Raw genomic sequence first — 24,066 nt, forward strand, 5'->3', positions numbered from 1 at the left:
AGGTTTATATTTTTAGTTATAAGACTTTTTTTATTAGAAAAATTTGTGACTTCTGATTTCTTTTTTTTACAAGAAATTAGAATTGAAAGTAGTAATAATGCAAAGGTCTTTTTCTCATTTGTTTCTCAAATATAACCGCTAACGTTCTGGCGCTTGGCGAGGTTGCGAACTTCGTAACTGGATATTTTCTGTTAAAAATAAAATTTCTTGCGAAAAGTAATCGTGAATTTACTACAAAATTCGCAATCTTGCCAAACGCCTGTTAGCCGTAGTTATTTTATTAGTTTTCCGTTTTCGTCCCATGACGTAAATGTGTTTTTTATTCCGTCTCGAATAAAATTTACTTTTCCACTTTCGTAATATGATTTATAATAAATTTCTTTTCCGTTTTCAACTTCACTTTCATATTTTAAATTTCCATTTCCATAAGAACTGTAAAATTTGCCATTTGGAATTCCATTAACAACATTTTGATAAAGTGCAATTTTTCCATTGTTAAAATAACAAATTATTGTCCCGTTATACTTTAAATTATCTTTAAAAAGAGCATATTTTTTATAATGTCCTTTAAATATTAACTTTCTATTTTCATTAAAATATTCTACGTCACATTCGTCTTTTAGTTTGTTAGTATATTTTTCCAAAAAATTGCCATTAAAATAGTGATAACTACTTGATACATTTTCAACGAATTGGTATTTTGGTTTTCCATTTTTCCAATACTCTATTGTTTCATTATTTTCGTTGTCAAATTGTTGCTTTAAATTTCCATTTTCTAAATATTCAATATTTTTTCCAATTTGATTTCCAAGATTATATTGACGTAACCATTTAAATTTTCCATTCTCATACCAATCAATATATTCTTTATGACATTGGCTGTCTTTTACACTACCAATAGATTTCTTTTTTCCAGATTCGTAAAAATTAACATCAACATATTCTGATTTTACTTTATATAAGCGTAAAGATTTTACTTTTTTACTTTTATAAAAAATTGTATCGATGTGGGTAAAATTTTTCAAGTTTATTTTAAGAGAATCTAGCTCATTTTCAATTACTGTTTTTTTCCTTGCAAGATGAGAAAAACATGCAAACCAATAATAATAAAATATATTTTTTCAATTTTCTTTTTTTGATTACGTTCATTTATAATTACGGCTAACGTCTTGGCGCTACAAGAGGTTTGGGGTTAGGATGCGAGTTTTTTCCATTATGCACAATCTTCCAAGTATAAAATCATATTTAAATTTAGCCTTTTGCCCAAATCTCTTGTAACGGCTGTTATGGATAGGCTTTATTTAAGGTTCTTGTTTAACATTTCTCTATATCCTGGAAAATCATTAGGAGTTTCATGCATTTCATCCTTGTCTCTAGCAATGTTAATTATTTTAAAATCGGGTTTAGGTCCTGTTTGTACGATATACTCTCTTAAAATTTTACCTTGTAAAGCACTATTTATCTGACCACTTAATGCGTAAGTATAAGAGGCTACTTCATATTTTTTACTTCCCATTTTTGTTTCTAATGAATCAATTTTAGAAAGAATACGTTGTTCTTCTTCAAAATCATTTTTAAACATTTTAACTAATTGTTCTTCAGATATTGTTGGGAATTCAGTTTTGGTCTTTTTTATGTTATCGAGATGATTTTTACTAAATTCCAAATCTCTTCTGAACCATTCTTTACAGAATTCAATATTGTCAGAATATAATACTGAATCTTTTAACTCAATTTTTTCAAATTCATAGTTGTTATCAAAGTTGATATCTTTATTTCTAAAATATTCTTCAAAATTTTTTCTAACAAGATTGTCTTGAATTTGTTGTTTATTAGCACAGGATGACATCCCAATTGTAGTTAATGCAAAAAGACCAATTATAAATTTTGTTTTGTACTTATTCATTTTTAATTTTATTTATTGTTGTACTGTAGGCTTACCCATAACGTTCTCGCGCTACAAGCAGTTTGGAACTAAATTAAGCCCATCATTCGGATTTGCCAAATCTTCCAAATACAAAACCAATTTCAAATTAAGCCTAATACCCAAATTGCTTGTAGCGTGTGTTGGCGGTAGGTTTTATTCAATCCATTGTCCTTCAGCAATATTTAAATCCAAATACTTTCCATTATGAGCATTATATCTTAATATTTTTTGAAGAAAAGTATTATTTGATTTATAATCTTCATTTGTGAATTTCCAAACCAATATATTTTTACTTACATCGTAATTCAATTCTATTTTTGTTTTTTCTTCAACATAGAATTTTCGGTTAATGGCTTTGTTTTTTGTTTCTTTTAAAGAAATTATATTATTTATTAAAGGGTTTTTTATTGGTAAATCAATGTCTTTAATAATTTTACCAAATTCATCTACTTCAATGGTAGAAGTATATTCGCCAATTCCTTTTTCAATATTTGAAAATGCAAAACATAAAATATAAAGGTATCGTGTTTCCATATTATGCCTTTTACAAAAAATGCTGTCAATTATTTTTCCTTCTTTGAAATAAATCTTTTTATAAAACTTTTCGCCAACTCTAGATAAAAGATAATCTTTAACTTTTTGAGATATATTTAAAGGTAAATCATCAAGTCTTGTAGCTATTTTTGGCATATACGGATAAACATCATAAAATGGGCAATTGATTACTATGACATCTTTGGGGAAGGTTTTGCGATTGTAGTTTGGATTAGGTTTTAATTTTACAATTAAAGTATCATTGTTTTTTAAATTTAACTTTTTATCAATCTTTATAAACCGAGAATCATCAAGATATAATCGATAAGTTTTTAGGCTATCTAATTTTAAGTATTTTAAATTGTAAAAACCATTACCATCTTGAGTTCCTAGACTGCTCCCCATATCCTTTTCATCTATTAAATGAGGTAAAAAATATTTGTGTTTTTCATCATCATCGTAGGTTTCAACTTTAATTATAGTTTGAGCAAACGAATTTAAAAAACAAAATATGGAAAGTATGTGAAGAAGTTTTTTCATTATTTCATCATAAGTATTTCAATTGTTAAACTTACCGCCAACGTTCTGGCACTACAGCGGGTTTGGGATTAAATTAAGCCCTATTTTCGGATTTGCCAAATATTTCAAATACAAAACCAATTTTCCATTAAGCCAAATGCCCTAATCCGTTGTAGTGGCTGTTAGCGGATCGGGCATTTATTTATCTGAAATATTCTTTTAATGGTTTTACTTTTATAGATTTTTGATTTAATTCATCAACCATTATTTTTTGTGCTTCATTTCCATATATTTTTAACATCACGCTATTTTCAGGTAATTCTTGAAAATATAAAGTTGTAGATTCCATTTGTAATTTTAATTCCTCATATCTTTCATCTTCATTTCTTATAAACCCATTTGGAACTTTATTGGCATTTACCCAAATCCAATTGTCTTTATATTTACTTCTATATTGTGGATAACCGTGAGAATCAGAATCAGGTTCTTCAAATTTTATTTTTAATGCTTTTTCAATTTCATTTACAGACTCTTCTAGTGAAAAATTTGTTTCAATAACAAATTGGTCTTCGTAATTAATTTCTAAAAGTTCAAGATATTTATTGAAATTATCAGCGATTTTTTCTTCTGCATCGAGTTCTATGTCTATATGAGTTATTTCAGGTATTGTTTTTCCATTTCTGTAATCAAAACATATAAACCAGTGACCATCTCCATCGAATGGTATTAATCCATCAAGTTCAAAACTTAAATCTTCAAAATATTCATCCCAATCTGTATCTAATATTGAAGGAAAATATGGTCCAATTCCATAAATTTGTTCATTTCGAATTTCAGATAAAGTGTAACGAATATAACCGCCGTTTTGTATTTTTAAAAGTTCTAAATATTCAATCGGCAATTTATGACCAATTTTCTTTTCGGCTTCTGAAATTATTTCTGTAGTTAATTCAGGCTGAACATATGGCAAGTATTTTGGTGTTTGCCATATTTGGTTTTTATCTTTTTCTTTCATTAGTATTGGTCTCTTCTTGTTTTTTGGTTGCCTGTCCGCTAACGTTCCCGCGCTACAAGCAGTTTGGGGTTAAATCAGCGTTATCTTTCGGATTTGCCAAATCGTACAAATACAAACTAATTTTTCCATTAAGCCAAATACCCAAATTGCTTGTAGCGTGTGTTGGCAGTAGCCTTTTTATTTTCTGAAAAATTGAATTTGTTTTAGTCTGATTTTTGCTCCTTCTAAATCATAGTCTTTTTTAGCAAGTTGTTCAGTTAATTCATATTCTCCAAATCTCAATCTTTTAATTTTAGAGCCTTTTTCGATTAAATTATATTCTCTACAAGATTTACATCTCACAATAAAAAAACCAGAATCAGGAATTTCTTCGTTTTTTTCAAGAATAAATGTTTCAAGCTTAGAATTACATTTAGTACAGTTTTGTACTAACGTTTCTACTATTTTTTCCTTGCCTTTAATTAATTCCGTTATTTTTATGAGTAAATTTAAGAGTGTCCCGTAAAGCCAATTATTGAGTTCACTTTTAAAGTCAACTTCGACAATTTTTGAAAAGTCATTATAATAATCACAAACAAATTCCTTTTCCTCAGTGTCTAAATTCGATTTGTTTAAGCTTCTCAAGTTTAAGCTCAAAGTTTTTTTCAATTCTTTTTGTGAAGCGTTATTTTCAGTCTTGTCTATTAATGAATTTAAACAACTATTTAAATTATTTTCCAAATATTCACATAATTCTGAAGCGGATGGATTTAGTCCTCTTTTTTCCCATTCAGAGTATGAAAACTTGTTTTTTTTTAATAAGTATTTTAGTTGGTCGATTTTAGACATTATTGTTTTTTTTAATTTCTGCGCTTCGGTTACTGCCAACGTTCTGGTACTACAGCGGGTTTGGTACTAAATTAAGCCCTATTTTTGGATTTGCCAAATCATCCCAAATACAAAACCATCTTTGCATTAAGCCAATTGCCCAAATCCGTTGTAGTAGCTGTTAGATGCAGACTTTATTAGTAATACTCAATTTCATATTTAGTAGTATTCTCGTCCTTTTCTTCATCTTCGTAATCATACTTTTCAATTTCTAATATTTCATTTCCAAAATCATCATAAAATCTCTCCTTTGTGAATTCCGAATTATTATGATTTTCAATATTATAAACTAATTTTAGCTGTTCGTCATACTCAAACTTTTCAATTATTTTTTTGAATCCTGTATCAGTTGTTTTTTTAATTATATCACCGTTTTCATTAAGTGAATATTCATAATGAGTTTGATATTGTTCATCCCAATCTGTATGAATTTCAAAAGAACTATTTTTCACTAACAGATTATTTTCATTATACTCATTATAGCTTGCGCTCAGCAGTGTTAAATGAGTTTTCCCAAAATCTTCGTGAAATTTAGATTCTTCACAAAGTATTTCATTTCCAAATTTATCATATTCATAAACCGTATCACATATTAGATAATGAATAGATAGTTGAATATCATTCTTTTTTCCTTCGATATCATAATTAAATACATCCATCATTTTAAAATATTCTTCAAAATTTTCAGATTGAAAACTATTTAATGGCTTAAAGTTTGGTGTTTCAAAAATGGATAACTCTTACGCACTGACTCTTTTTCGTTGTATTTTGTAATTGTAAATGCTTCAAGAATACCAGTTGAATTAAAATGTTTTTTATATACATTAGCGTTTACGTATTCATAAATCATCGTTCGAATTGTTCTTTCCTCAGAATCTAAAATGGTTAAGGATGAAAGTCTTTTATTTTCATCATACTGATAAAATGACTTCTGTAGTTCTTCTCCTAGTCCATTGTATTCTATGATTTTGTTACCAACTTCGTCGAATATTTCCTCATTTCTCCAAACTAATTTACCTTCAACATTGAATTTTTTCACAAGAATGCCATTATTCTCATAATTATAAATAGTAACAAATTTTAGCATATCATTTTCAAAATCTTCATCTTTCAATATGTCCCCACTACAATTGAAAAATTGAATTCTTTTAATTTTATGATCTGAAATGGTTTTATGAATTTTTATTTTCCCATTCATATTTATTCGATTTAGTTTGGCGCTTCTCAAAGTTTGCATCTAACGTCCTGGCACTACAGCGGGTTTGGGACTAAATTAAGCCCATTCTTCGGATTTGCCAAATTATACCAAATACAAGACCCACTTTCCATTAAGACTATTGCCCAAATCCGTTGTAGTGGCTGTTACCAGATGTAGCTAATCGGCACTTCTGATGCTCAAGTCATACTTTTTCCAAAGATATAGTTGAACCAAAAAATATGTTGTGGGATAAATGATTAAAAAATTTATATCATAAAACAATAGAATCACAATAAAGATTAGTGATAATAATACAAAACTCGCTAATCTGTACAAATAATTCTGCCGTGCAACTTCGATTACGTTTAGAAAAATACTTAATGACAGAAACGCTAGTATAGAATTATAATATAATCCTCCAATAATGGTCATTAATAAAGCAATGTATATTTCTCGTGTTGATGACATATTAGTCAAATTCCAAAAACTTATTACAATTAAACTTAATATGTATGTCGTAACAAGAATTATTAAATAGTATTTTAAGAGTACTTTGAACATCTATAATTCTTTTAGTTTTTTTGCTATATCTGGTAACGTTCTCGCGCTACCAGCAGTTTGGGGTTAAATCAGCGTTATCTTTCGGATTTGCCAAATCTTCCAAATACAAACCAATTTTTCCATTAAGCCAAATCCCCAAATTGCTTGTAGTGTGTGTTAGCGGTACTTACTTTGTTTTTATTATATCTTTTAATGCGTCAATCATATTTTTACTATTTCTCATATCCATTTTTTCTTTTTCAATTTCAATTGTTGATTCGCCTTTTTTAAGAATAAAATTTCTTTCTGTTTTAGCAAGTTCTTCAATTACTAATTGAATACTTATTTCATTTTTTGTTGAAATTGCAGACTTAATTGCAATAAGTTTTAAATCAATATTTGTCTTTTCATTATGAAAATATTTTATGTCAGACAAGTTTGTTTTGTATATTTTTAAGAAGAAAAAGGCAAATACTTCAACGAAAATAACTATAGAAATTCTCGGAATGTAATGAGATAATAATGGAATAAGTTCTGTAAATTTTACAGGATTATAAATTACTTCGTATCCTAGAAATCCAATTGCAAACAATGTTGATAGACTACCAAATACTAAATTAATATTTGCACTTTTTGAAAGTCTACTTATTTCAAAACCAATTCTTTGATTTATACTTTCAAAATCTCTACTGATCCTATTAATTTTTTGCTCTTCAATTATTTGATTCCCAAATTTTGTTTCAACAGTTTTTAAAAATTGTTCGCTTTCAAGGTTTTGATTTATTAATCGTTTAATTAGTCCGCTAATTTCTTCTTCGTCAACATTAGAATGGGCATTTTTATTTCTATACTTATAGAGTTCCAGTTTTAGTAATTCTAATTCTTCTCTGATAGATTGATTACCAATAGAAAAATCTGAAACTTGAAATTCAACTCGTTTATTATATTGCAAATAGGCATATAATAAAAATCCAATTCCATACAGCAATAATATTGAAGCTGTTATTGATATAGAAATTGGTCTTTCTAATCGAAGACCGTATGCTATATCTTCTCTAATTACAAGGAGAATTATTCCAGCTATTGCTGTTAAAACACCCATAACAATTGTTAAACTGTATTTGTTTTTCATTTTCTGTATATAAAATTCTATTATTCTTTCTTTTTTAAATTATTGCTTTTTTATTCGTTTTAAATTTCAACTTATTTTTTGGTTATTAAATTGAGTTAGATTCCTGACTCTGCGTGGTAATTACCGCTAACGTTCTGGCGCTTGGCGAGGTTGGGGAATAAAGATGCGAGATTTTTCGTTTAAAGACAAATTTTCCAAATACAAAATCATCTTTAAATTTAGCCTAAAACCCCAATTTCGCCAAACGGCTGTTACCAGTAGTTGTTATTGTGGATATTCGCCCCCATTTTTAACCCAATTTTCCATTTCTTTTTTTCTTGCCATAACTTTTTCATTTTCAACTCCATATCTAATGTCAAAATACTTGTACGATTTACGGAAATTCATTCTTCGAGCAATTATAGAATTTGGAAATCGGATTCTGTAAACATTATATTCTCTAACTGCTTGGTTATAATTGTCTAAGTTGGAATTGAGCTTGTCATTTAAATTTGACTTAAAGCTATTTGACATTGCAATTTTATTTAATTTGTATTCAATCAATTCAAGTTCTTTTAGATAATCTTTAGAATCAATAATTTTTTTTGAACTTTCTGAGTAATATTTCAAACTATCATTTTTAATTTTCTGTTGAGTAAATTCTGCATTTCTTTCTTTTAAGTTCGCAACATAATTTTCCCAATTCTTTTCTACATTCTGATTTAAACTTGATAAGTTTCCACTAACATTATTTTCCAGGAAAAGCCATCCAATTACACAAACGACAATAAATAATATTAATGTTATTAAACAGCCTTTTAGAAGTTTCATTCTCGTTTAAGATTTAGTTGTGGAACAATTACTGGTAACGTTCTGGCGCTACACGAGGTTTGGGATTAAGATGCGAGGTTTTCGGTTAAACACAAATTTCCCAAGTGCAAACCATCTTTTAAATTCAGCCCAATGCCCAAATCTCGTGTAACGGCTGTTGTAGGATGTTTTTTTATTAAGTTTCATTTTTTGTGAAATGCGCCCAAACTTTTTGGTTAAACCATCTTCTTGGATTAGTGAAAAAAGTTGGTTTCTTTGTTTTAATTATTCTTGGTTTATCCTCTAATAATTCTCCTTCAAAATTTAATAGATATTCGTTAGATTCAAAATCGAAAAGTCTAATTTTATTTTCTTCAATATTCACCTCGCTTTTACCTTCTAAATTAACCCAAATATCTCTTCCACCATATTCCCATTTTATATTTCCATTTTTATCGATGCGAAAAATCTGGTGTTCACCTCTCAATAATATATCATTTTCTAAATCATAAAATTCAAATAATTCTGCAATATCAGGTCTTAAAATCCAATCAATTTCGATTTCATTTAGGTTTAACGACAAAATTGTAAAACCTAAACTCATAATTAAATTATTTTCATTTAGTTTTATCGATTGACTCTTATCATTCTCTGTTGATTTATGAAGATAGAATCCTCCATCTAAACCATTTATTTCAATATTTTTATAAATTTCAGAATCCCTCTTTTGAATGTTGACAAATAATGAATTTGATTTATATTCATTTTGTAATTCAATTAGTTTATTAATATCGGATTTTTTGTTTTCAGAGTTTATTTTACAATATGAAACCTCTACATTCCAAATTTCATTTGAAATGTTTAAATTTTGATTTTCAAAAAACTCTAATTCCGATGATTCCATTTTGTTTCTTTTTAACTTTCTGTTATTTGAAAATATCCTACAACGTTCTCGCGCTACAAGCAGTTTGGGACTAAATTAAGCCCATTCTTCGGATTTGCCAAATCTCTTCCAAATACAAACCAATTTTTCCATCAAGCCAAATCCCCAAATTGCTTGTAGCGTGTGTTAGCAGTAGCTTTACATCCTGCTTTTCCGTTTTATTGGTCCGTAATCTTTTAAGCATTTATTTAAGTTCCGAGTCGTGTCTATTTCGAGTATTTCAGTAACAAAAATCTTTGATTTCCAAGAGCCTAAATGTCCAAATGTCTTTCCTGTAAACTGTATAGCGTTAACTTTCATATAAACTCCTTCTAAATTTTCAATTTGATTAAAATCAAACGGTTTTCCTTTATATTTCAGGTTTGGTGCAAATTCTGTCCAATTATCCGAAATCCAAACACAATTCTCAAAATCCAATTGCATAAAGTTTGAGTATTCCCATCCTTGCATATAAATTCCCTCAATATTTGTAACAGTAGTTTTTTCTTGAGAATAGGAATTCCCAAGTATAAAAAAAGTGCTATGAATATGATAGTTTTCATAAGTTACTGCTAACGTTCTCGCGCTACAAGCAGTTTGGGATTGAATTAAGCCTTATATTCGGATTTGCCAAATCTTCCAAATACAAACCAATTCTTCCATTAAGCCAAATCCCCAAATTGCTTGTAGCGTGTGTTACCTGCCGTTTTTTGTTTATTTAGATTTTTCAAATAACATTTTCAAATCTTCTTTCGCTCCTGAATATTTAAAATATTTTTCTTCATGCAAAATAGAATTGAAATAAATTTCTTGCGCTTCTTTTTTGTCCCTTAATTGTGAGGTTGCACTAAATTGTGCTATTATCACATTATAGAGATTTCCAAAATTTACTTCGCTATATGATTTAGTTTCTTCATAACCTATCCAATTAAAATCTTCAAAGTCAAGTTCTGTGTAGTAGTAATATTTTTGGTTATTAAAAGTTGGAAGTTTGTCTGAAAATTCTAAAATTTTGTCATATTTCTTTAACATTAGGAGAATTTTAAAACGTCCTCCAATTAATGCATCCATAATGCTGAAATAAAAAATTGATTTTTCAGTTTGATTTTTAAAACCAAGTTCTTCAATATTTATATTTTTTGATCTTAAATCAGCTGAGTTAAAGAGTGTAGCAATTCCTCCGTGAATTCTATAGTAATAATTGTCTAAAAGCCAACGTTCATCATTTTTTTGAGAGAGAACTTCACTTGCTACATCTAAATTTGGTCTTGATTTTTTTGTTTTGCTCACTAAGTTGTAATGAATTTCACGAATTACATACCATAAAACTAATTCTTCGTTACTGGGTCTCGAAAGGTATTTATTTGTTAATATGGTTTCTTCACCTTTTCCAACTTCAATTAAAGCATCACAAATATGATTTAATTTTGGAGTTCTTAAAGAATCAATTGATTTTGCAAATTGTTCGCCTCTTGCATTTGTGTTTTTAGAATATATTTCACTAATAGCAATCAGATTTTTTAAATCTTTCGTATCAAGCTTTACTTGTGAATAATTTATAAATGATAAAAATGTAAAAAGAGTTGTAATTAAAATTTTCATTGTTTAATCGTTTCGTTTTTTTAAAATGGCAGGTAACGTTCTGGCGCTTGGCGAGGTTGGGGATTAAAGATGCGGGGTTTTTCGGTTAAACACAAATTTTCCAAATACAAAATCATCTTTAAATTTAGCCTAAAACCCCAATTTCGCCAAACGGCTGTTAGCAGTAGTTGTTATTGTGGATATTCGCCCCCATTTTTAACCCAATTTTCCATTTCTTTTTTTCTTGCCATAACTTTTTCATTTTCAACTCCATATCTAATGTCAAAATACTTGTACGATTTACGGAAATTCATTCTTCGAGCAATTATAGAATTTGGAAATCGGATTCTGTAAACATTATATTCTCTAACTGCTTGGTTATAATTGTCTAAGTTGGAATTGAGCTTGTCATTTAAATTTGACTTAAAGCTATTTGACATTGCAATTTTATTTAATTTGTATTCAATCAATTCAAGTTCTTTTAGATAATCTTTAGAATCAATAATTTTTTTTGAACTTTCTGAGTAATATTTCAAACTATCATTTTTAATTTTCTGTTGAGTAAATTCTGCATTTCTTTCTTTTAAGTTCGCAACATAATTTTCCCAATTCTTTTCTACATTCTGATTTAAACTTGATAAGTTTCCACTAACATTATTTTCCAGGAAAAGCCATCCAATTACACAAACGACAATAAATAATATTAATGTTATTAAACAGCCTTTTAGAAGTTTCATTCTCGTTTAAGATTTAGTTGTGGAACAATTACTGGTAACGTTCTGGTACTACAGCGGGTTTGGGACTAAATTAAGCCCTATTCTCGGATTTGCCAAATCATTTCAGATACAAAACCAACTTTCCATTAAGCCAATTGCCCAAATCCGTTGTAGTAGCTGTTATCAGTAGTTTTTATTACGCATTAATTTTCATTTCTACAATTTCCTAGATAGAACATTGGGCGTGGATATTTATTTCTGTCAAATGATTTTCCAATTGGATTTAAATAACCGTTTGAAATTAGAATTTTATCGCCAAGTTGTTTAACTTCTTTTCCGTCATATTTGAGTGTCAAAACATTGCCGTTTTTATTCCATTTACCAGTCCACCACTCGTTGTAACCAAAAACACCTGTCCAATTCAATTCGAATGTTTTGTCTTTTCGGAAAAGAATATAAGCTTGGTTTTGAGTTCCTTCGTAACAAGCTCTAAATTCAGCTTCGCTTTCCAGTTTTTCAGAATCAATTCTGTAAGGACAAAATAAAGTATAAAGAAGTGTTATTGTACAAACTATTGTCGGTAAGCAAAATTTAAAATTAAAATTTCGTCTATTGCGAATAATTTCGATAATTCCTTTAATCTCAAAGACAATTATGGTTACAAATGTTATTGGAATTAGAACTGTCAGAAATATGTAAAGAATTCCTGAAAGATTTTTATCGATATGATGATAAAATATTGTCAGCAAAAGATAAATGCAACAGATGATTGTTGTTAAAATCAATGAGCGTTTTGTTTGTGCAGTTTCTTTCATAAAATTACTGGTAACGTCCCCGCGCTACAAGTAGTTTGGGACTAAATTAAGCCCATTATTCGGATTTGCCAAATCTTCCAAATACAAACCAATTTTTCTATTAAGCCAAATCCCCAAATTGCTTGTAGCGTGTGTTAGCAATCGCCGTTTTCATCGTTCATTAATTATGTCAAATGGTGTCCCAAAAGAGCCAATATTTTTTAAATATTCCTTATCTTCTTCTGTTAGTTCGTTTGTTCCTAGCCCAACGTCTTCCCAAACTTTTCCGTCTTGTCGTTTAAGAGCAAATTCAACAGCTTCAATTTTCGGTTTTTTATTTAATCCCAACATTGTCAAATCCATAAATTGTCCCTGCTTAATTTCTCCTTTTATTATTTCTCCTAAAAGGAAAAATTGTCTGCTTGTCAATTGAAACGAACTGTTAAGTTTAAACTGAGCAACTGTTATATGGTGCCATTTGTGTCCGCATTGTCTGCATTGTCTTGCATAAGGTGTTCTTGCAAGTTTATTACATTTCGGACAATTGTTAAAAAACACTTTGTCTGCGTTTTGCTCAATAATTCTATTTGCTACATTCAATTCAAAGTTGTCGTAACCATCCTTTAATAAATCAAGAACTGATTGGTCAGAAGTTAACCAACCTTTTTCTCTATAGATTTTTGTAAGGTTTGTATTGTCGGAAATTAAATTTTCAAGTTTGTATGTTGAATTCGTATGTGTAATAGCCATTCTTTCCACAATTGTTAATAAGTTGGAAAAATAGTTAATGACATATTTTGCTGTTTCGTTGTCCACGTTTTTTTCTGCGTTACGGTTGCTTGCTAACGTCCCCGCGCTACAAGTAGTTTGGGACTAAATTAAGCCCATTATTCGGATTTGCCAAATCTTCCAAATACAAACCAATTTTTCTATTAAGCCAAATCCCCAAATTGCTTGTAGCGTGTGTTAGCATATTGCCGTTTTCATCGTTCATTAATTATGTCAAATGGTGTCCCAAAAGAGCCAATATTTTTTAAATATTCCTTATCTTCTTCTGTTAGTTCGTTTGTTCCTAGCCCAACGTCTTCCCAAACTTTTCCGTCTTGTCGTTTAAGAGCAAATTCAACAGCTTCAATTTTCGGTTTTTTATTTAATCCCAACATTGTCAAATCCATAAATTGTCCCTGCTTAATTTCTCCTTTTATTATTTCTCCTAAAAGGAAAAATTGTCTGCTTGTCAATTGAAACGAACTGTTAAGTTTAAACTGAGCAACTGTTATATGGTGCCATTTGTGTCCGCATTGTCTGCATTGTCTTGCATAAGGTGTTCTTGCAAGTTTATTACATTTCGGACAATTGTTAAAAAACACTTTGTCTGCGTTTTGCTCAATAATTCTATTTGCTACATTCAATTCAAAGTTGTCGTAACCATCCTTTAATAAATCAAGAACTGATTGGTCAGAAGTTAACCAACCTTTTTCTCTATAGATTTTTGTAAGGTTTGTATTGTCGGAAATTAAATTTTCAAGTTTGTATGTTGAATTCGTATGTGTAATAGCCATTCTTTCCACAATTGTTAATAAGTTGGAAAAATAGTTAATGACATATTTTGCTGTTTCGTTGTCCACGTTTTTTCTGCGTTACGGTTACTGCTAACGTTATCGCGCTACAAGCAGTTTGGGACTAAATCCGCGTTATCTTTCGGATTTGACAAATCTTCCAAATACAAACCAATTTTTCCATTAAGCCAAATGCCCAAATTGCTTGTAGCGTGTGTTGGCAGATCGCCTTTTATTAAGCGCTATGCTTTTTCATTAAGTGATTAAAGTTTTTCCAAAATTTACGAGTTTGCTTTTTAATTGAATCTTCGTGATTGATTTCTCTCATTGTAAAATTAGCTTTATAGACATAACTCAAATAGTTTCCCCAATTATATTCTTTAGTTTTTACGTATTTTGTTTTATCGTCTTTAGATGGTCTATAAATTATTTTTCTTTTTTGAGCCTCGATACGAAAATCTTTTAAAAAGTTTAGATTTAAAAATTCTCTTATCTGGATTTTTGCTGTATTTTGAAAGTGAAGCTGATTTTTTAAATGATTTTATCATTGAGCGATAAAATTTAGAAAAACCAGAAGTTTTAATTAGCACTTTTTGCCCATCGTAAGAAAAACCTAAGTATTCAAGTGTTTTATTGAAATTTGGTATTTTAGTTATTTCATCAATTTCAAAACCTTTAAACTTATTTTCTATATTTTCAAATCGATATACACTTGTTTTTTTTGGCTGAATTTCAAGATTAGCTACATTTTTGGCCGAAATATTTTCTCTGATTGTTTTGATAATATCATCCTCATATTCTTGTTCGCAAATTATAATTAAATCATCACTATATCTTTGATAGTATCCTTTAATTAAATCAACTTTTTCATAAACGATTTTGTCAAAATCGATCATATAAACATTTGCCAATGTCGCACTTATTGGGCTTCCTTGTGGAATTCCAGTTTTATTATTTTTTGAAATAACTAAATTTAAATTATTCTTTATAAATTCATTTTTTTCACAATATGCAACTGCTTTTTTTTCTTTGAAATAGTGAGATTTACTAATTTCTTTTCTTTTGTAAATTGATTTTTTAGAGTAATTAGGTAATCCTCTTTCAACTATCATAGTTCTATTATAACTATTGAAAAGTTGTTCGCCTTCAATATATTTAATCTTAGTGAGAGCCTTGAAAACATTATAATGCTCTGGAGGTAATGTTGTTTCGCTTAATATTTTAGTCCACTGCTTTTTTAATATTTTATGGTCAAGATTGTCAAAAAAAGAAGTGACGTCAGCAACAATTACAGAAAGTTTTTTTTCATTATTTTTTTTAATAAATTCAAAAGGTTCTTTTGCAAATTCAATATTACATTTATTATTTTCTGCGCCTTTAAAAAGCGGAATTTTTCTATAAGCAACTATCGAATTGTTATACTCTTTCTTTGAAATATATGCTTCATAAGCATCAACTAATAAAGTATTATAATATGAAAAAATTAAAGAATCAATGTGTGAAGCAAAATAAATGTTTCTATCTTTTTTGTCTTTAATTCTAAATCTTTTTTTTGTTTTAGTTAAGTCGGTTCTAGTTTTATCGGGTCTAAATTTTCTCTGCGAAATACATTTATGAATAAGAGGAAGAAAGCTATGCTTTTTTATTTTTTCTTTATCCATTATATATTCTTTTGCCCAATTATAATCTTTGATTGTAATTGGTAAACCAATATGTGGATATTTTTTAAGTTTAAACCAGTTTTCTATTTCCATATTTTAAAAAAGGGGTCAGATTCTATAGTAGCAGGTTTAGAATGTACAGGCTCCGTCGAAGCTTTTGCCTTTTGCAAGGCTATTGCGACACTACTCTCTTCAGGTATCGAAATTGTTATCTTTGTAATTAAATCCATAAACACATCTAATATGTTCAGAAAATTGAAACGCAGAACCAACCTCAGGGCTTCAACAGTCATTATGCTGTTAATAACTCTTTCCTCATTAATTCTTTCATCAGAATATTTGGAAATTGGTATTTACCTTCCCAGCTAACGTATGTTTTAGACTGGTATATTATAGTTAAACGTATCATTCCGACCTTTCTGACCCCAAAAAGGTTATTTTTATTAAATCATTTTATCATTTCTAATTATACATTATCTACTTTCACGCGCGCTTCGGTGTCTGCCAACGTTCTCGCGCTACAAGCAGTTTGGGATTAAATTAAGCCTTATCTTCGGATTTGCCAAATCTTCCAAATACAAACCAATTTTTCCATTAAGCCAAATCCCCAAATTGCTTGTAGCGTGTGTTAGCAGTAGCCCTTTTTTACGCAATGTCATAAACATAAGTTGCGACTTCATTTTTCAATAGAGTTTCTTTTAAAATGGGTTCTATTTTGTCCCAAGTTCCGCCTGCAAGTCCACAACCGATTCTAGGCATATGAACGGTCGCAGTATTTTCTTTTGCAAATTCTACAACTTTATTAAGACCCACTTTTATTGCGTCATAGCGAATAGGAGCATTGCCATTTTCGTCTTTATTTATTTTATGCTGTCCAATTAGATTTGCAATCCAAATGTCATCTTCAACTTTTATAAATTGTATCTGTCCAAGTGAAAAATTTCCTTGATTTTTAAACCAATTTCTATATTCTTTTTCCGGTTCTTTCCAACGTTTAGAAATTGCCATTACAAAACCTTTTCCCCAAGCTCCAATATCATTACAAATATGTACAATGATTTTGTTGTCAGTTATTTTCGGCTGTGTGGCATCTCCAATAAGATAATTTATTTCACTGTCCATTGATATTCAAAATCTTTTTTATTTATTGCGTATTCTTCAAATTCCAAAAGGCTAATTGTTTGGTCAGCAAGAAATCCAAATTCGTCTTCAATAAATTCTTCACTGTATTTTAATCTTTTGCCATTCTCATAAATTTCAATTTGTCGAAGTATTTCTCCGTTCTGATTGGATTCAAGATAATAGTCACAAGTTCCCCAAGTTTCGAATTTTTCAATCCGAATTTCGTCAAAATGTCTTTTGTAATAGAATGTTGTCATAGGGTTACTGCTAACGTTCTGGCACTACAGCGGGTTTGGGACTAAATTAAGCCCTATTTTCGGATTAGCCAAATATTCCAAATACAAGACCATTTTTCCATTAAGCCAATTGCCCAAATCCGTTGTAGTGGCTGTTACCAGTAGTGGTTTTATACTGTTAATCTTTGTCGGTTACTATACTCAATTGACGCTTTTTATTCTGTATTGAATCAATATAAATTTTCATATTTAATTTTCCGTATTTCTTTAATTTTTCGCCATCAAAATCAATCGGAATAAAGCTAACAGTATCATTTTTAGTTACTACTTTGGCATAACAATAGGGATAAACTTGTTCGACTTTAATAGTCTGTGTGGTTTGTCCGCTTTTCAAGTTTTCAAAATCAAATCTTTTATTAAAAATCCCGATTGTCAGCTTCTTAAAATCTTCTTTGGTTTCGTTTGTGAATGTCACTTCAACTCCGGTTTTACACGAAGCTGTTATGATCAAAATTACCAATAGAAGTATAATGTTGTTTTTCATACTAAATTTTTGACCATTACTGGTAACTAGTATATATGTATGACAAAATCATACATATCTAACCAGTTTTGGATAGATAAGTATGACTGACTACATACTTTATTTAAATCAAATATATAGATAATTCCTTATAAATCATCAAAAGGACTTTTAATTTGCTGAATACTTTTAGTACTTACATGGGTGTAAATTTCAGTAGTTTTGCTACTACTATGACCTAATAGTTCTTGTATGTAACGCAAATCGGTTCCGCTCTCTAGCAAATGTGTTGCATAACTGTGACGCAACCAGTGAAGCGTTATTGGTTTTTTAGTCCCAACTTTTTGAAGAGCTTGTTTCAAAACACTTTGCAAACTTTGTTCTGAATACTTCTCTCCAGAATTTTGACCTTCAAACAACCAAATCGCAGGTTTATAAATACTGTAATATTCTCTAAGCATTTCTAATATTTTAAGGGACAAAGGTGATATTCGGTCTTTTTTACCTTTGCCTTGTTTAATAATGACAATTCCTCTTTTAGAATTAATATCAGCAGGTTTTAAATTTAAAAGCTCACTTCGGCGCAATCCGCAACTATAGATCAACGAAAGCATTGTTTTGTGTTTGATGTTGGAATGTGCATTCAAAATCAATTTTATTTCTTCTTTACTCAAAACGTTAGGTAAAATTTTTGAACGTTTGGGACGATGAATTTTGTCAATTTCAATTTTGGCACCTCTCACAGTACTAAAAAATAATTTTATAGCATTTACAATTTGATTTTGATAAGAAGATGAAAGATTGTTTTTAAGGATAAATTCATTGTTGTAAGTAATCAAATCCTCATTGGTAATGTCGGCAATAGTTTTCTCTCTATAAAATACCAAAAAAGATTTCAAAGCTTCAGAATACGTTTTGATAGTGTTGGAACTGTATCGCTTAGAAGAAAGCCATTGAATGTATTTTTTTATCTGCTCAATGCCTTCTGTTGATGGTAAAGAATGTGAAAGAGAAACCAAATGAAATCGTTTCCTGTTTTCAACTGTGTCAGGGAGATGCCAAACGCCCAAAGTTTGGCTCCAGCGTGAACCTGCCAGTTTTTTCATTCGTTGTATTAATTCGGCATTTTTTTCAAAATACACTGCAATTCTTTTTTCTTTTTTATAAGTAATAATTCTAGCTTCCCAATTCATCGTTGTAATAATTTAACAGCTAAAGTAAGAAAATAGTTATGTATTTAAAATAAGAACTACTGTGTCAGTGACTTTATGCTATTAAATTACTAAAAGTGTATGGAGGATCAGATTTCAAAAAAACTTCTGTCAAAGTAATCAGAATTCTCAGAAACAATTTAATCAATACACTCCATCAACAACAAATCACCATTTTGATGTGTGATCGTTACAAGCCCGTCTTGTGCGACAGAATTACTACTTCCGGTTCTGTACCCCATAGTAAGTGTATCATTTTGAAGTGGATAATCTAAATTGGTCGAATAAATTCCGTTTACAACACCAATAGGAATCAAAGAAATAGGCGTTTTGGCTGTGTACCATTTTTCGAATTTATTCGGAAGCAAAAATATTTTGGAGTGATCGTCAAGAATAACAATTTTAAGTAAATCGCGGTAACGAACAATATTAGTAAGATTTGTTATCGTATGATCGGCGCGTCTTCCGGTTGCCCAAACGACATTTGCGGCAGGAATTTTTCTTTCGATAAGGTAATCGAATGCTTTTTCCAGATCTGTTTTATTTTGATCTGGCGTATGGACAATTTCTATTGGAAATTGTGAAATTTTATAGATTTCAGGATCGAAACCACGGTCAAAATCACCTAAAAGAACATCAACTTTTATGCCCAATTCGATCACTCTTTCGATAGCCGAATCTAAAACAACAACCAAAGGAGACCATTCAAGCAATTGTCCTAATAATTCAGGATCGCAGGCGGCTGCCGTTGGCAATTATTAAAGCAGGTTCCTGATCGTCGCGAACTATATGGTGTGATGACATTTTAGTTTTTTTTGAATGTTGTACAAAGGTACATTTAGATTTTAGATTTTAGTCCCGAAGTTTCGGGATAGATTTTAGATTTTAGATTTTTCCAAAAAAATCGCTTCGCTCTTTTTTGGAATTTGGAATTTAAAATTTGGAATTTGTTAAATCAGTCTTCTATGATAATTTATTTGGCCTAAATGGTACGCTAAATGCGTTGAAAGATGTACTAAGAAAAATCCGGTTGTCATTTCTTTTTCGAAAACAATCTGCGGATAAATGGCGCTTAAATCTTTTTCATTTAAAACATCAAGTGCATGGTTTACCACTAGGATTGTATCTTCAATTTTCTGGATTAATTCTGATTTCGGAATATCTTTTAGTGAAAATTCCAGTGGGCGATTTCGAATATAGCCTGTTTTTCCAATTTCTGCTCCAATGTAAGTATTCAAGTTTCCAATTAAGTGAAGGCAAAGATTACCGCCAGAATTGGAAATATCGTTATTGACAGCCCAAATTTGATTTTCATATTGGTACGATTCAATTTCGAATTTGAGTTTATTCAAATCTCTATTAAAAAGTATTTTTAGAGTTTCAAGTATCATAACTAGCTTCTGTTTTTTATCGGAATCCAAATCTCTTCTTCAGAGTCTGGATCGTCTTTTTTATACTTTTCGTCCATTACTGCAAAATGCGGTCTTTCGTCTACAATGTATTCTGAATTTGGAAGCCATTCTGCAAAAATATATTGATAGGTTTTATGTGCTTCTGTCGCAGGTCCAGAATGAAGAAAAACGGCATACAAACCACTAGGCACAATTAAGTTTTTCATTTCTGTTGGAACATTCTCAAAATCGGAAACTTCTACTGCGACCCATTTTTGGAAATTATCACTAGGATCAAAGTTATCAAAATGATTTTCGGAATATACTTCCAAAGAATACAAATTAGCGTTTACTGCATTTTTTATTTCCTTTCGTTGTGGCATAAAACCACTCCATAACTGAAATGTTTTATTTTCTAGGAAAGACATTTCGATAGAATGTCCAATAAGTTTTTTTTCGGATAAAGATTTTATTAGTGGCTGCATAATTACTGAATAGTATATTTTTTTGTAACCGTTTCGCTCAAAGAGAAATAACCCAAAGGATAATTGCTTTTATCGGTCGTATTAATAATGTTTCCTTTTACTGTTGCCGGCGGTGACTGAAATGGTCCGCCAATATTACTTCCGGCAATGCTTACCAGAATATTCATGTAATTGTAATATTGTTTTGAAATTCCCAAATGTGTCACTTCAATTTCATCACCAGCTTTTAGATCTTCGTCATCGGTCGTCGCTAAAAATTTCATTTCCCTGATAGAATTTATCTTCAGAAACATAGAAGTTTGAAGTTACCTTATTAGAATAAACGTATTTGAATAAATAATAATTGTCTTCGTCGCCAGGATCTGTAAAATAAGACCTAATTTCAATATCCTGTCCTGTAAAACCGCCGTCATTTTTTTGCTCCATTCTTGTTATTGGTGCAACCGATTTTAAGATTTCTGATGCCGTATAAGTATTGTCACCGCTGATAACCGTTAAGGTGTATTGCTCATTCATTTCAGCTCTAAAATCATTACAGACATAATTCCCCGATTTATTAAATTCATTAAAATTAAATTGCTGGTTTTTGCTGTTTTTTATAAAAACAACGGCGTTGGAAACAATAGGAATCAAGTCGTCAAAATAACCTGTAGTTGTCGTAAGCCTTATTACCTGCTGTCTTCCGCTGGAGCCTTTTTCCCAGTTTATTGCCGCTTCAATTACTAATTTTGGAGGGGCAGTATCTAAGTCAACATCCACAACATCTTCACAGCTGGTAAAGAAAATTGATGTAAAAAATGCGATTAACAAAACTAATTTTTTCATAATTATATTTTAGTTTCTGAATTGATCTTTAGAATTTGAAATTATAACTTACCGCTGGAACAATCCCGAAAATGGATAACTGCACTGCTTCATTTGCGCCCGTGTCAACATTTTGACGGAAATTAATTGAGGTCGCATTCATGCGATTGTAAAGGTTATAAATGCTGAAAACCCATTCGCCTTTCCAATTTCGGCCTTTGTTTTTAGTTGGTGTCAGAGTTGCAGAAATATCTAAATGGTGATACGCAGGAAGTCGGTTTTCATTTCGTAATCCGTAACTTGGAACCGTAATTCCTAAATATTCATATTGTCCATTCGGATACGTAACGGGCTGTCCGGACTGCAAAGCAAAGTTAGCACCAAACGACCATTTTTCATTTAAATTATAAGCCGACGTTATCGCTAAATTATGCCTTTTGTCATAAGCAGAAGCATACCATTGACCATTGTTGATTCCAATTTCATCTGGCGTTCGGCCTGGAGTCTGCTGTTCTGATTTAGATAAAGTATAGGAAACCCAGCCATTAAACTGACCTTTGTTTTTCTTGAACATAATTTCCAAGCCATACGAGCGCATCTGACCGTTCAAAATTACTTGTTCGATAGCATCGTTCGCAATTAAATCGGCACCATCGATATAATCCAGTCTGTTTTGAATTTCCTTGTAATAAGTTTCAACTTCAAATGAGTAATCACCATTGCTAATATTTCTAAAATATCCTAAAGCAACCTGATCTGCAAGTCATGCGGTTTGATGTAATTATCACTCGGCATCCAAACGTCAAGCGGAGTAGGAGATGAGGTATTCGAAATTAATTGCAGATACTGTGTCATCCTGTTGTAACTCGCTTTTATGGCTTGATCGTTATTTAATTGGTAAGAAACAGAGAATCTGGGTTCGAAATTAGTATAGTCTTTAATCACTTTATTTTTGCCGAAATATTGTGTAGAAGTGGGTGTTCCTTTTTCATAAATCTGCATATCAGTATCAAAAATTACTGCTTGATTATTTTCGTAATAATTAATTGTAGAAGAACCTAATCTATAAAAAAGGCTGTAACGCAATCCGTAAGCAATGGTGATTTTAGTAGTAAGCTGACTTTCTGCATCTAAATATACAGAAGGTTCAAAAGAATATTTCTTATCCAATTGATCGGGATTAATTCCTGAATCAGTTCCGGTTGGTTTGATAGTTCCGGGATTAAATTCATAATACGTTCCGTTGATGCCATAATTTAGTTTTAATTTATCTGAAAGATAATGCTTGAAATCGTATTTTATATTATAGTTTTTAATTCCAGAGTCCCATTTGAAACCAACAAAATCAAGGTCTAATCCGTAATAATAATCGCTGTAAATCAGGGAAAGATTAGAAAATAATTTATCAGAATATAAATGATTCCATCTCAAATTTAAAATTGAATTTCCGTACGTATTGGTGAAACTTTTATTTAAGCTGAAAACATCTCGGCCAAAATATCCGGATAAATACAAGCTGTTATTGTCGTTGAGTTTATAGCTTAATTTGGTGTTTAAATCGTAGAAATAAGCAGTATTATTTTTATCATCTTCGGAGAGTTTTAAAAATAAATGGGCGTAAGAAGCTCTTCCGCCAATTAAAAACGAACCTTTGTCTTTTACAATCGGACCTTCTGCAAGCAGACGGCTTGAGATTAATCCGATACCGCCATTCATGTGAAAATCTTTACTGCTTCCGTCTTTTTGATAAATATCCAAAACAGATGAAGCTCTTCCGCCATAGCGTGCAGGAATACCGCCTTTATAGAGTTTTAAATCTTTGATGGCGTCTGGATTAAAAACAGAAAAGAATCCGAAAACATGTGATGAATTAAATATGGTAGCTTCGTCTAAAAGAATCAGGTTTTGGTCTGCACCGCCTCCGCGGACATTAAATCCAGAAGCGCCTTCTCCTGCATTAGTAACGCCTGGAAGTAATAAAATGGATTTAAGAACATCCACTTCTCCGAGAACAACGGGCATCTTTTTTATGGTGGCAATAGAAAGTTTGTTGGTACTCATTTCGGGCGATTTGATATTGATTTTACTTTTGTTATCTGTAATTATAACTTCTTGTAATTCTTCGCCGCCTTCGCTGATAGAAAAGTTGTTTTTTGTATTCTGATTTAAAAGAATGTTTTTCTGAATGGTTTGATAACCAACATAACTGATTTCAATTTCATATTCTCCTTTAGGAGCAGAAAGTGAGTAAAATCCGTATTCGTTTGTAGTTGTTCCGATTTTTAAAGCGGGAATGTAGATATTTACTCCAATTAAAGTTTCATTATTTTTGCTGTCGCTGATGGTGTACGCTTAATGTGAATTTTTCTTGTGAAAAGGCGCTGAAAATCGTTAAAATAAAAAGAAAAAATGTGCAGGTATTTTTTGTAATCATTACATTGATTTTGAATTACATAGTTAATAATTCTTGCTAGACATTACCACGAAACTTTTGTTAAACATAAGTTAATAAAAAAAAGGACAACTTTTAGAGCTGTCCT

At 30.4% G+C, this 24,066-nt stretch carries 25 protein-coding genes and 2 pseudogenes; all 27 read right to left on the minus strand.

Annotation, left to right across the window (positions count from 1 at the left end; translation table 11 throughout):
- Window positions 1-272 precede the first annotated feature (272 nt).
- A complete protein-coding gene (locus tag ACZZ95_RS12900; protein WP_463469341.1) occupies window positions 273-1,025 on the minus strand; it encodes a toxin-antitoxin system YwqK family antitoxin in 753 nt (250 codons plus the stop codon).
- A gap of 272 nt (window positions 1,026-1,297) precedes the next feature.
- Window positions 1,298-1,906: a hypothetical protein gene (locus tag ACZZ95_RS12905; RefSeq protein WP_463469342.1), complete on the minus strand. Its 609-nt coding sequence runs from the start codon at window positions 1,904-1,906 to the stop codon at window positions 1,298-1,300.
- A gap of 174 nt (window positions 1,907-2,080) precedes the next feature.
- On the minus strand, window positions 2,081-3,001 hold the full coding sequence (locus tag ACZZ95_RS12910; protein ID WP_463469343.1) for a hypothetical protein: 921 nt from the start codon (window positions 2,999-3,001) through the stop codon (window positions 2,081-2,083).
- A gap of 181 nt (window positions 3,002-3,182) precedes the next feature.
- Window positions 3,183-3,995: an SMI1/KNR4 family protein gene (locus tag ACZZ95_RS12915; RefSeq protein WP_463469344.1), complete on the minus strand. Its 813-nt coding sequence runs from the start codon at window positions 3,993-3,995 to the stop codon at window positions 3,183-3,185.
- 177 nt (window positions 3,996-4,172) lie between these two features.
- Entirely contained in the window at window positions 4,173-4,862 is a 690-nt protein-coding gene (locus ACZZ95_RS12920) for a DUF4844 domain-containing protein (RefSeq protein ID WP_463469345.1), read from the minus strand.
- 137 nt (window positions 4,863-4,999) lie between these two features.
- On the minus strand, window positions 5,000-5,524 hold the full coding sequence (locus ACZZ95_RS12925; protein WP_463469346.1) for a hypothetical protein: 525 nt from the start codon (window positions 5,522-5,524) through the stop codon (window positions 5,000-5,002).
- Between the two features lie 38 nt (window positions 5,525-5,562).
- Window positions 5,563-6,060, minus strand: coding sequence for a hypothetical protein (locus ACZZ95_RS12930; RefSeq protein WP_463469347.1), 498 nt, complete (start codon window positions 6,058-6,060; stop codon window positions 5,563-5,565).
- A gap of 727 nt (window positions 6,061-6,787) precedes the next feature.
- Window positions 6,788-7,732: a hypothetical protein gene (locus ACZZ95_RS12935; protein WP_463469348.1), complete on the minus strand. Its 945-nt coding sequence runs from the start codon at window positions 7,730-7,732 to the stop codon at window positions 6,788-6,790.
- A 264-nt stretch (window positions 7,733-7,996) separates the two neighbouring features.
- Entirely contained in the window at window positions 7,997-8,542 is a 546-nt protein-coding gene (locus ACZZ95_RS12940) for a LemA family protein (protein ID WP_463469349.1), read from the minus strand.
- A 175-nt stretch (window positions 8,543-8,717) separates the two neighbouring features.
- Window positions 8,718-9,425 carry a hypothetical protein gene (locus ACZZ95_RS12945; protein WP_463469350.1) on the minus strand — a complete coding sequence of 236 codons (708 nt, stop codon included), beginning with the start codon at window positions 9,423-9,425 and terminating at the stop codon, window positions 8,718-8,720.
- 177 nt (window positions 9,426-9,602) lie between these two features.
- A complete protein-coding gene (locus ACZZ95_RS12950; protein ID WP_463469351.1) occupies window positions 9,603-9,887 on the minus strand; it encodes a hypothetical protein in 285 nt (94 codons plus the stop codon).
- Window positions 9,888-10,157: 270 nt separating this feature from the next.
- Window positions 10,158-11,045 carry a hypothetical protein gene (locus ACZZ95_RS12955; RefSeq protein WP_463469352.1) on the minus strand — a complete coding sequence of 296 codons (888 nt, stop codon included), beginning with the start codon at window positions 11,043-11,045 and terminating at the stop codon, window positions 10,158-10,160.
- 170 nt (window positions 11,046-11,215) lie between these two features.
- Entirely contained in the window at window positions 11,216-11,761 is a 546-nt protein-coding gene (locus ACZZ95_RS12960) for a LemA family protein (RefSeq protein ID WP_463469349.1), read from the minus strand.
- Between the two features lie 182 nt (window positions 11,762-11,943).
- Window positions 11,944-12,555: a hypothetical protein gene (locus tag ACZZ95_RS12965; RefSeq protein ID WP_463469353.1), complete on the minus strand. Its 612-nt coding sequence runs from the start codon at window positions 12,553-12,555 to the stop codon at window positions 11,944-11,946.
- 150 nt (window positions 12,556-12,705) lie between these two features.
- Window positions 12,706-13,350 (minus strand): hypothetical protein, encoded by a 645-nt coding sequence (locus tag ACZZ95_RS12970; protein WP_463469354.1) that lies wholly within the window; start codon window positions 13,348-13,350, stop codon window positions 12,706-12,708.
- 167 nt (window positions 13,351-13,517) lie between these two features.
- Window positions 13,518-14,162, minus strand: coding sequence for a hypothetical protein (locus ACZZ95_RS12975; RefSeq protein WP_463469354.1), 645 nt, complete (start codon window positions 14,160-14,162; stop codon window positions 13,518-13,520).
- 350 nt (window positions 14,163-14,512) lie between these two features.
- Window positions 14,513-15,847, minus strand: a complete 1,335-nt coding sequence (locus ACZZ95_RS12980; protein ID WP_463469355.1) for a reverse transcriptase domain-containing protein — start codon at window positions 15,845-15,847, stop codon at window positions 14,513-14,515.
- A 552-nt stretch (window positions 15,848-16,399) separates the two neighbouring features.
- Entirely contained in the window at window positions 16,400-16,876 is a 477-nt protein-coding gene (locus ACZZ95_RS12985; protein ID WP_463469356.1) for a macro domain-containing protein, read from the minus strand.
- Window positions 16,861-17,133, minus strand: coding sequence for a hypothetical protein (locus ACZZ95_RS12990; protein ID WP_463469357.1), 273 nt, complete (start codon window positions 17,131-17,133; stop codon window positions 16,861-16,863). Before ACZZ95_RS12990 ends, ACZZ95_RS12985 begins: the two co-directional genes overlap by 16 nt.
- 157 nt (window positions 17,134-17,290) lie before the next feature.
- Window positions 17,291-17,656: a hypothetical protein gene (locus tag ACZZ95_RS12995; RefSeq protein ID WP_463469358.1), complete on the minus strand. Its 366-nt coding sequence runs from the start codon at window positions 17,654-17,656 to the stop codon at window positions 17,291-17,293.
- A gap of 128 nt (window positions 17,657-17,784) precedes the next feature.
- Window positions 17,785-18,828, minus strand: coding sequence for a site-specific tyrosine recombinase/integron integrase (xerA, locus tag ACZZ95_RS13000; RefSeq protein WP_463469359.1), 1,044 nt, complete (start codon window positions 18,826-18,828; stop codon window positions 17,785-17,787).
- Window positions 18,829-18,986: 158 nt separating this feature from the next.
- Window positions 18,987-19,650, minus strand: a pseudogene (locus ACZZ95_RS13005) (thiamine diphosphokinase).
- A gap of 146 nt (window positions 19,651-19,796) precedes the next feature.
- The gene (locus tag ACZZ95_RS13010) at window positions 19,797-20,237 is read right to left on the minus strand and encodes a DinB family protein (RefSeq protein ID WP_463469360.1); all 441 of its coding nucleotides are present in this window, start codon (window positions 20,235-20,237) and stop codon (window positions 19,797-19,799) included.
- Window positions 20,238-20,239: 2 nt separating this feature from the next.
- Window positions 20,240-20,722 carry a GyrI-like domain-containing protein gene (locus ACZZ95_RS13015; RefSeq protein ID WP_463469361.1) on the minus strand — a complete coding sequence of 161 codons (483 nt, stop codon included), beginning with the start codon at window positions 20,720-20,722 and terminating at the stop codon, window positions 20,240-20,242.
- A 2-nt stretch (window positions 20,723-20,724) separates the two neighbouring features.
- Entirely contained in the window at window positions 20,725-20,985 is a 261-nt protein-coding gene (locus ACZZ95_RS13020; protein WP_463469362.1) for a hypothetical protein, read from the minus strand.
- Window positions 20,960-21,547, minus strand: coding sequence for a DUF4249 family protein (locus tag ACZZ95_RS13025; protein ID WP_463469363.1), 588 nt, complete (start codon window positions 21,545-21,547; stop codon window positions 20,960-20,962). Before ACZZ95_RS13025 ends, ACZZ95_RS13020 begins: the two co-directional genes overlap by 26 nt.
- Before the next feature lie 28 nt (window positions 21,548-21,575).
- Window positions 21,576-23,976 (minus strand): annotated as a pseudogene (locus tag ACZZ95_RS13030) (TonB-dependent receptor).
- Window positions 23,977-24,066 lie beyond the last annotated feature (90 nt).

This window comes from Flavobacterium sp. AC267, from assembly GCF_979258715.1.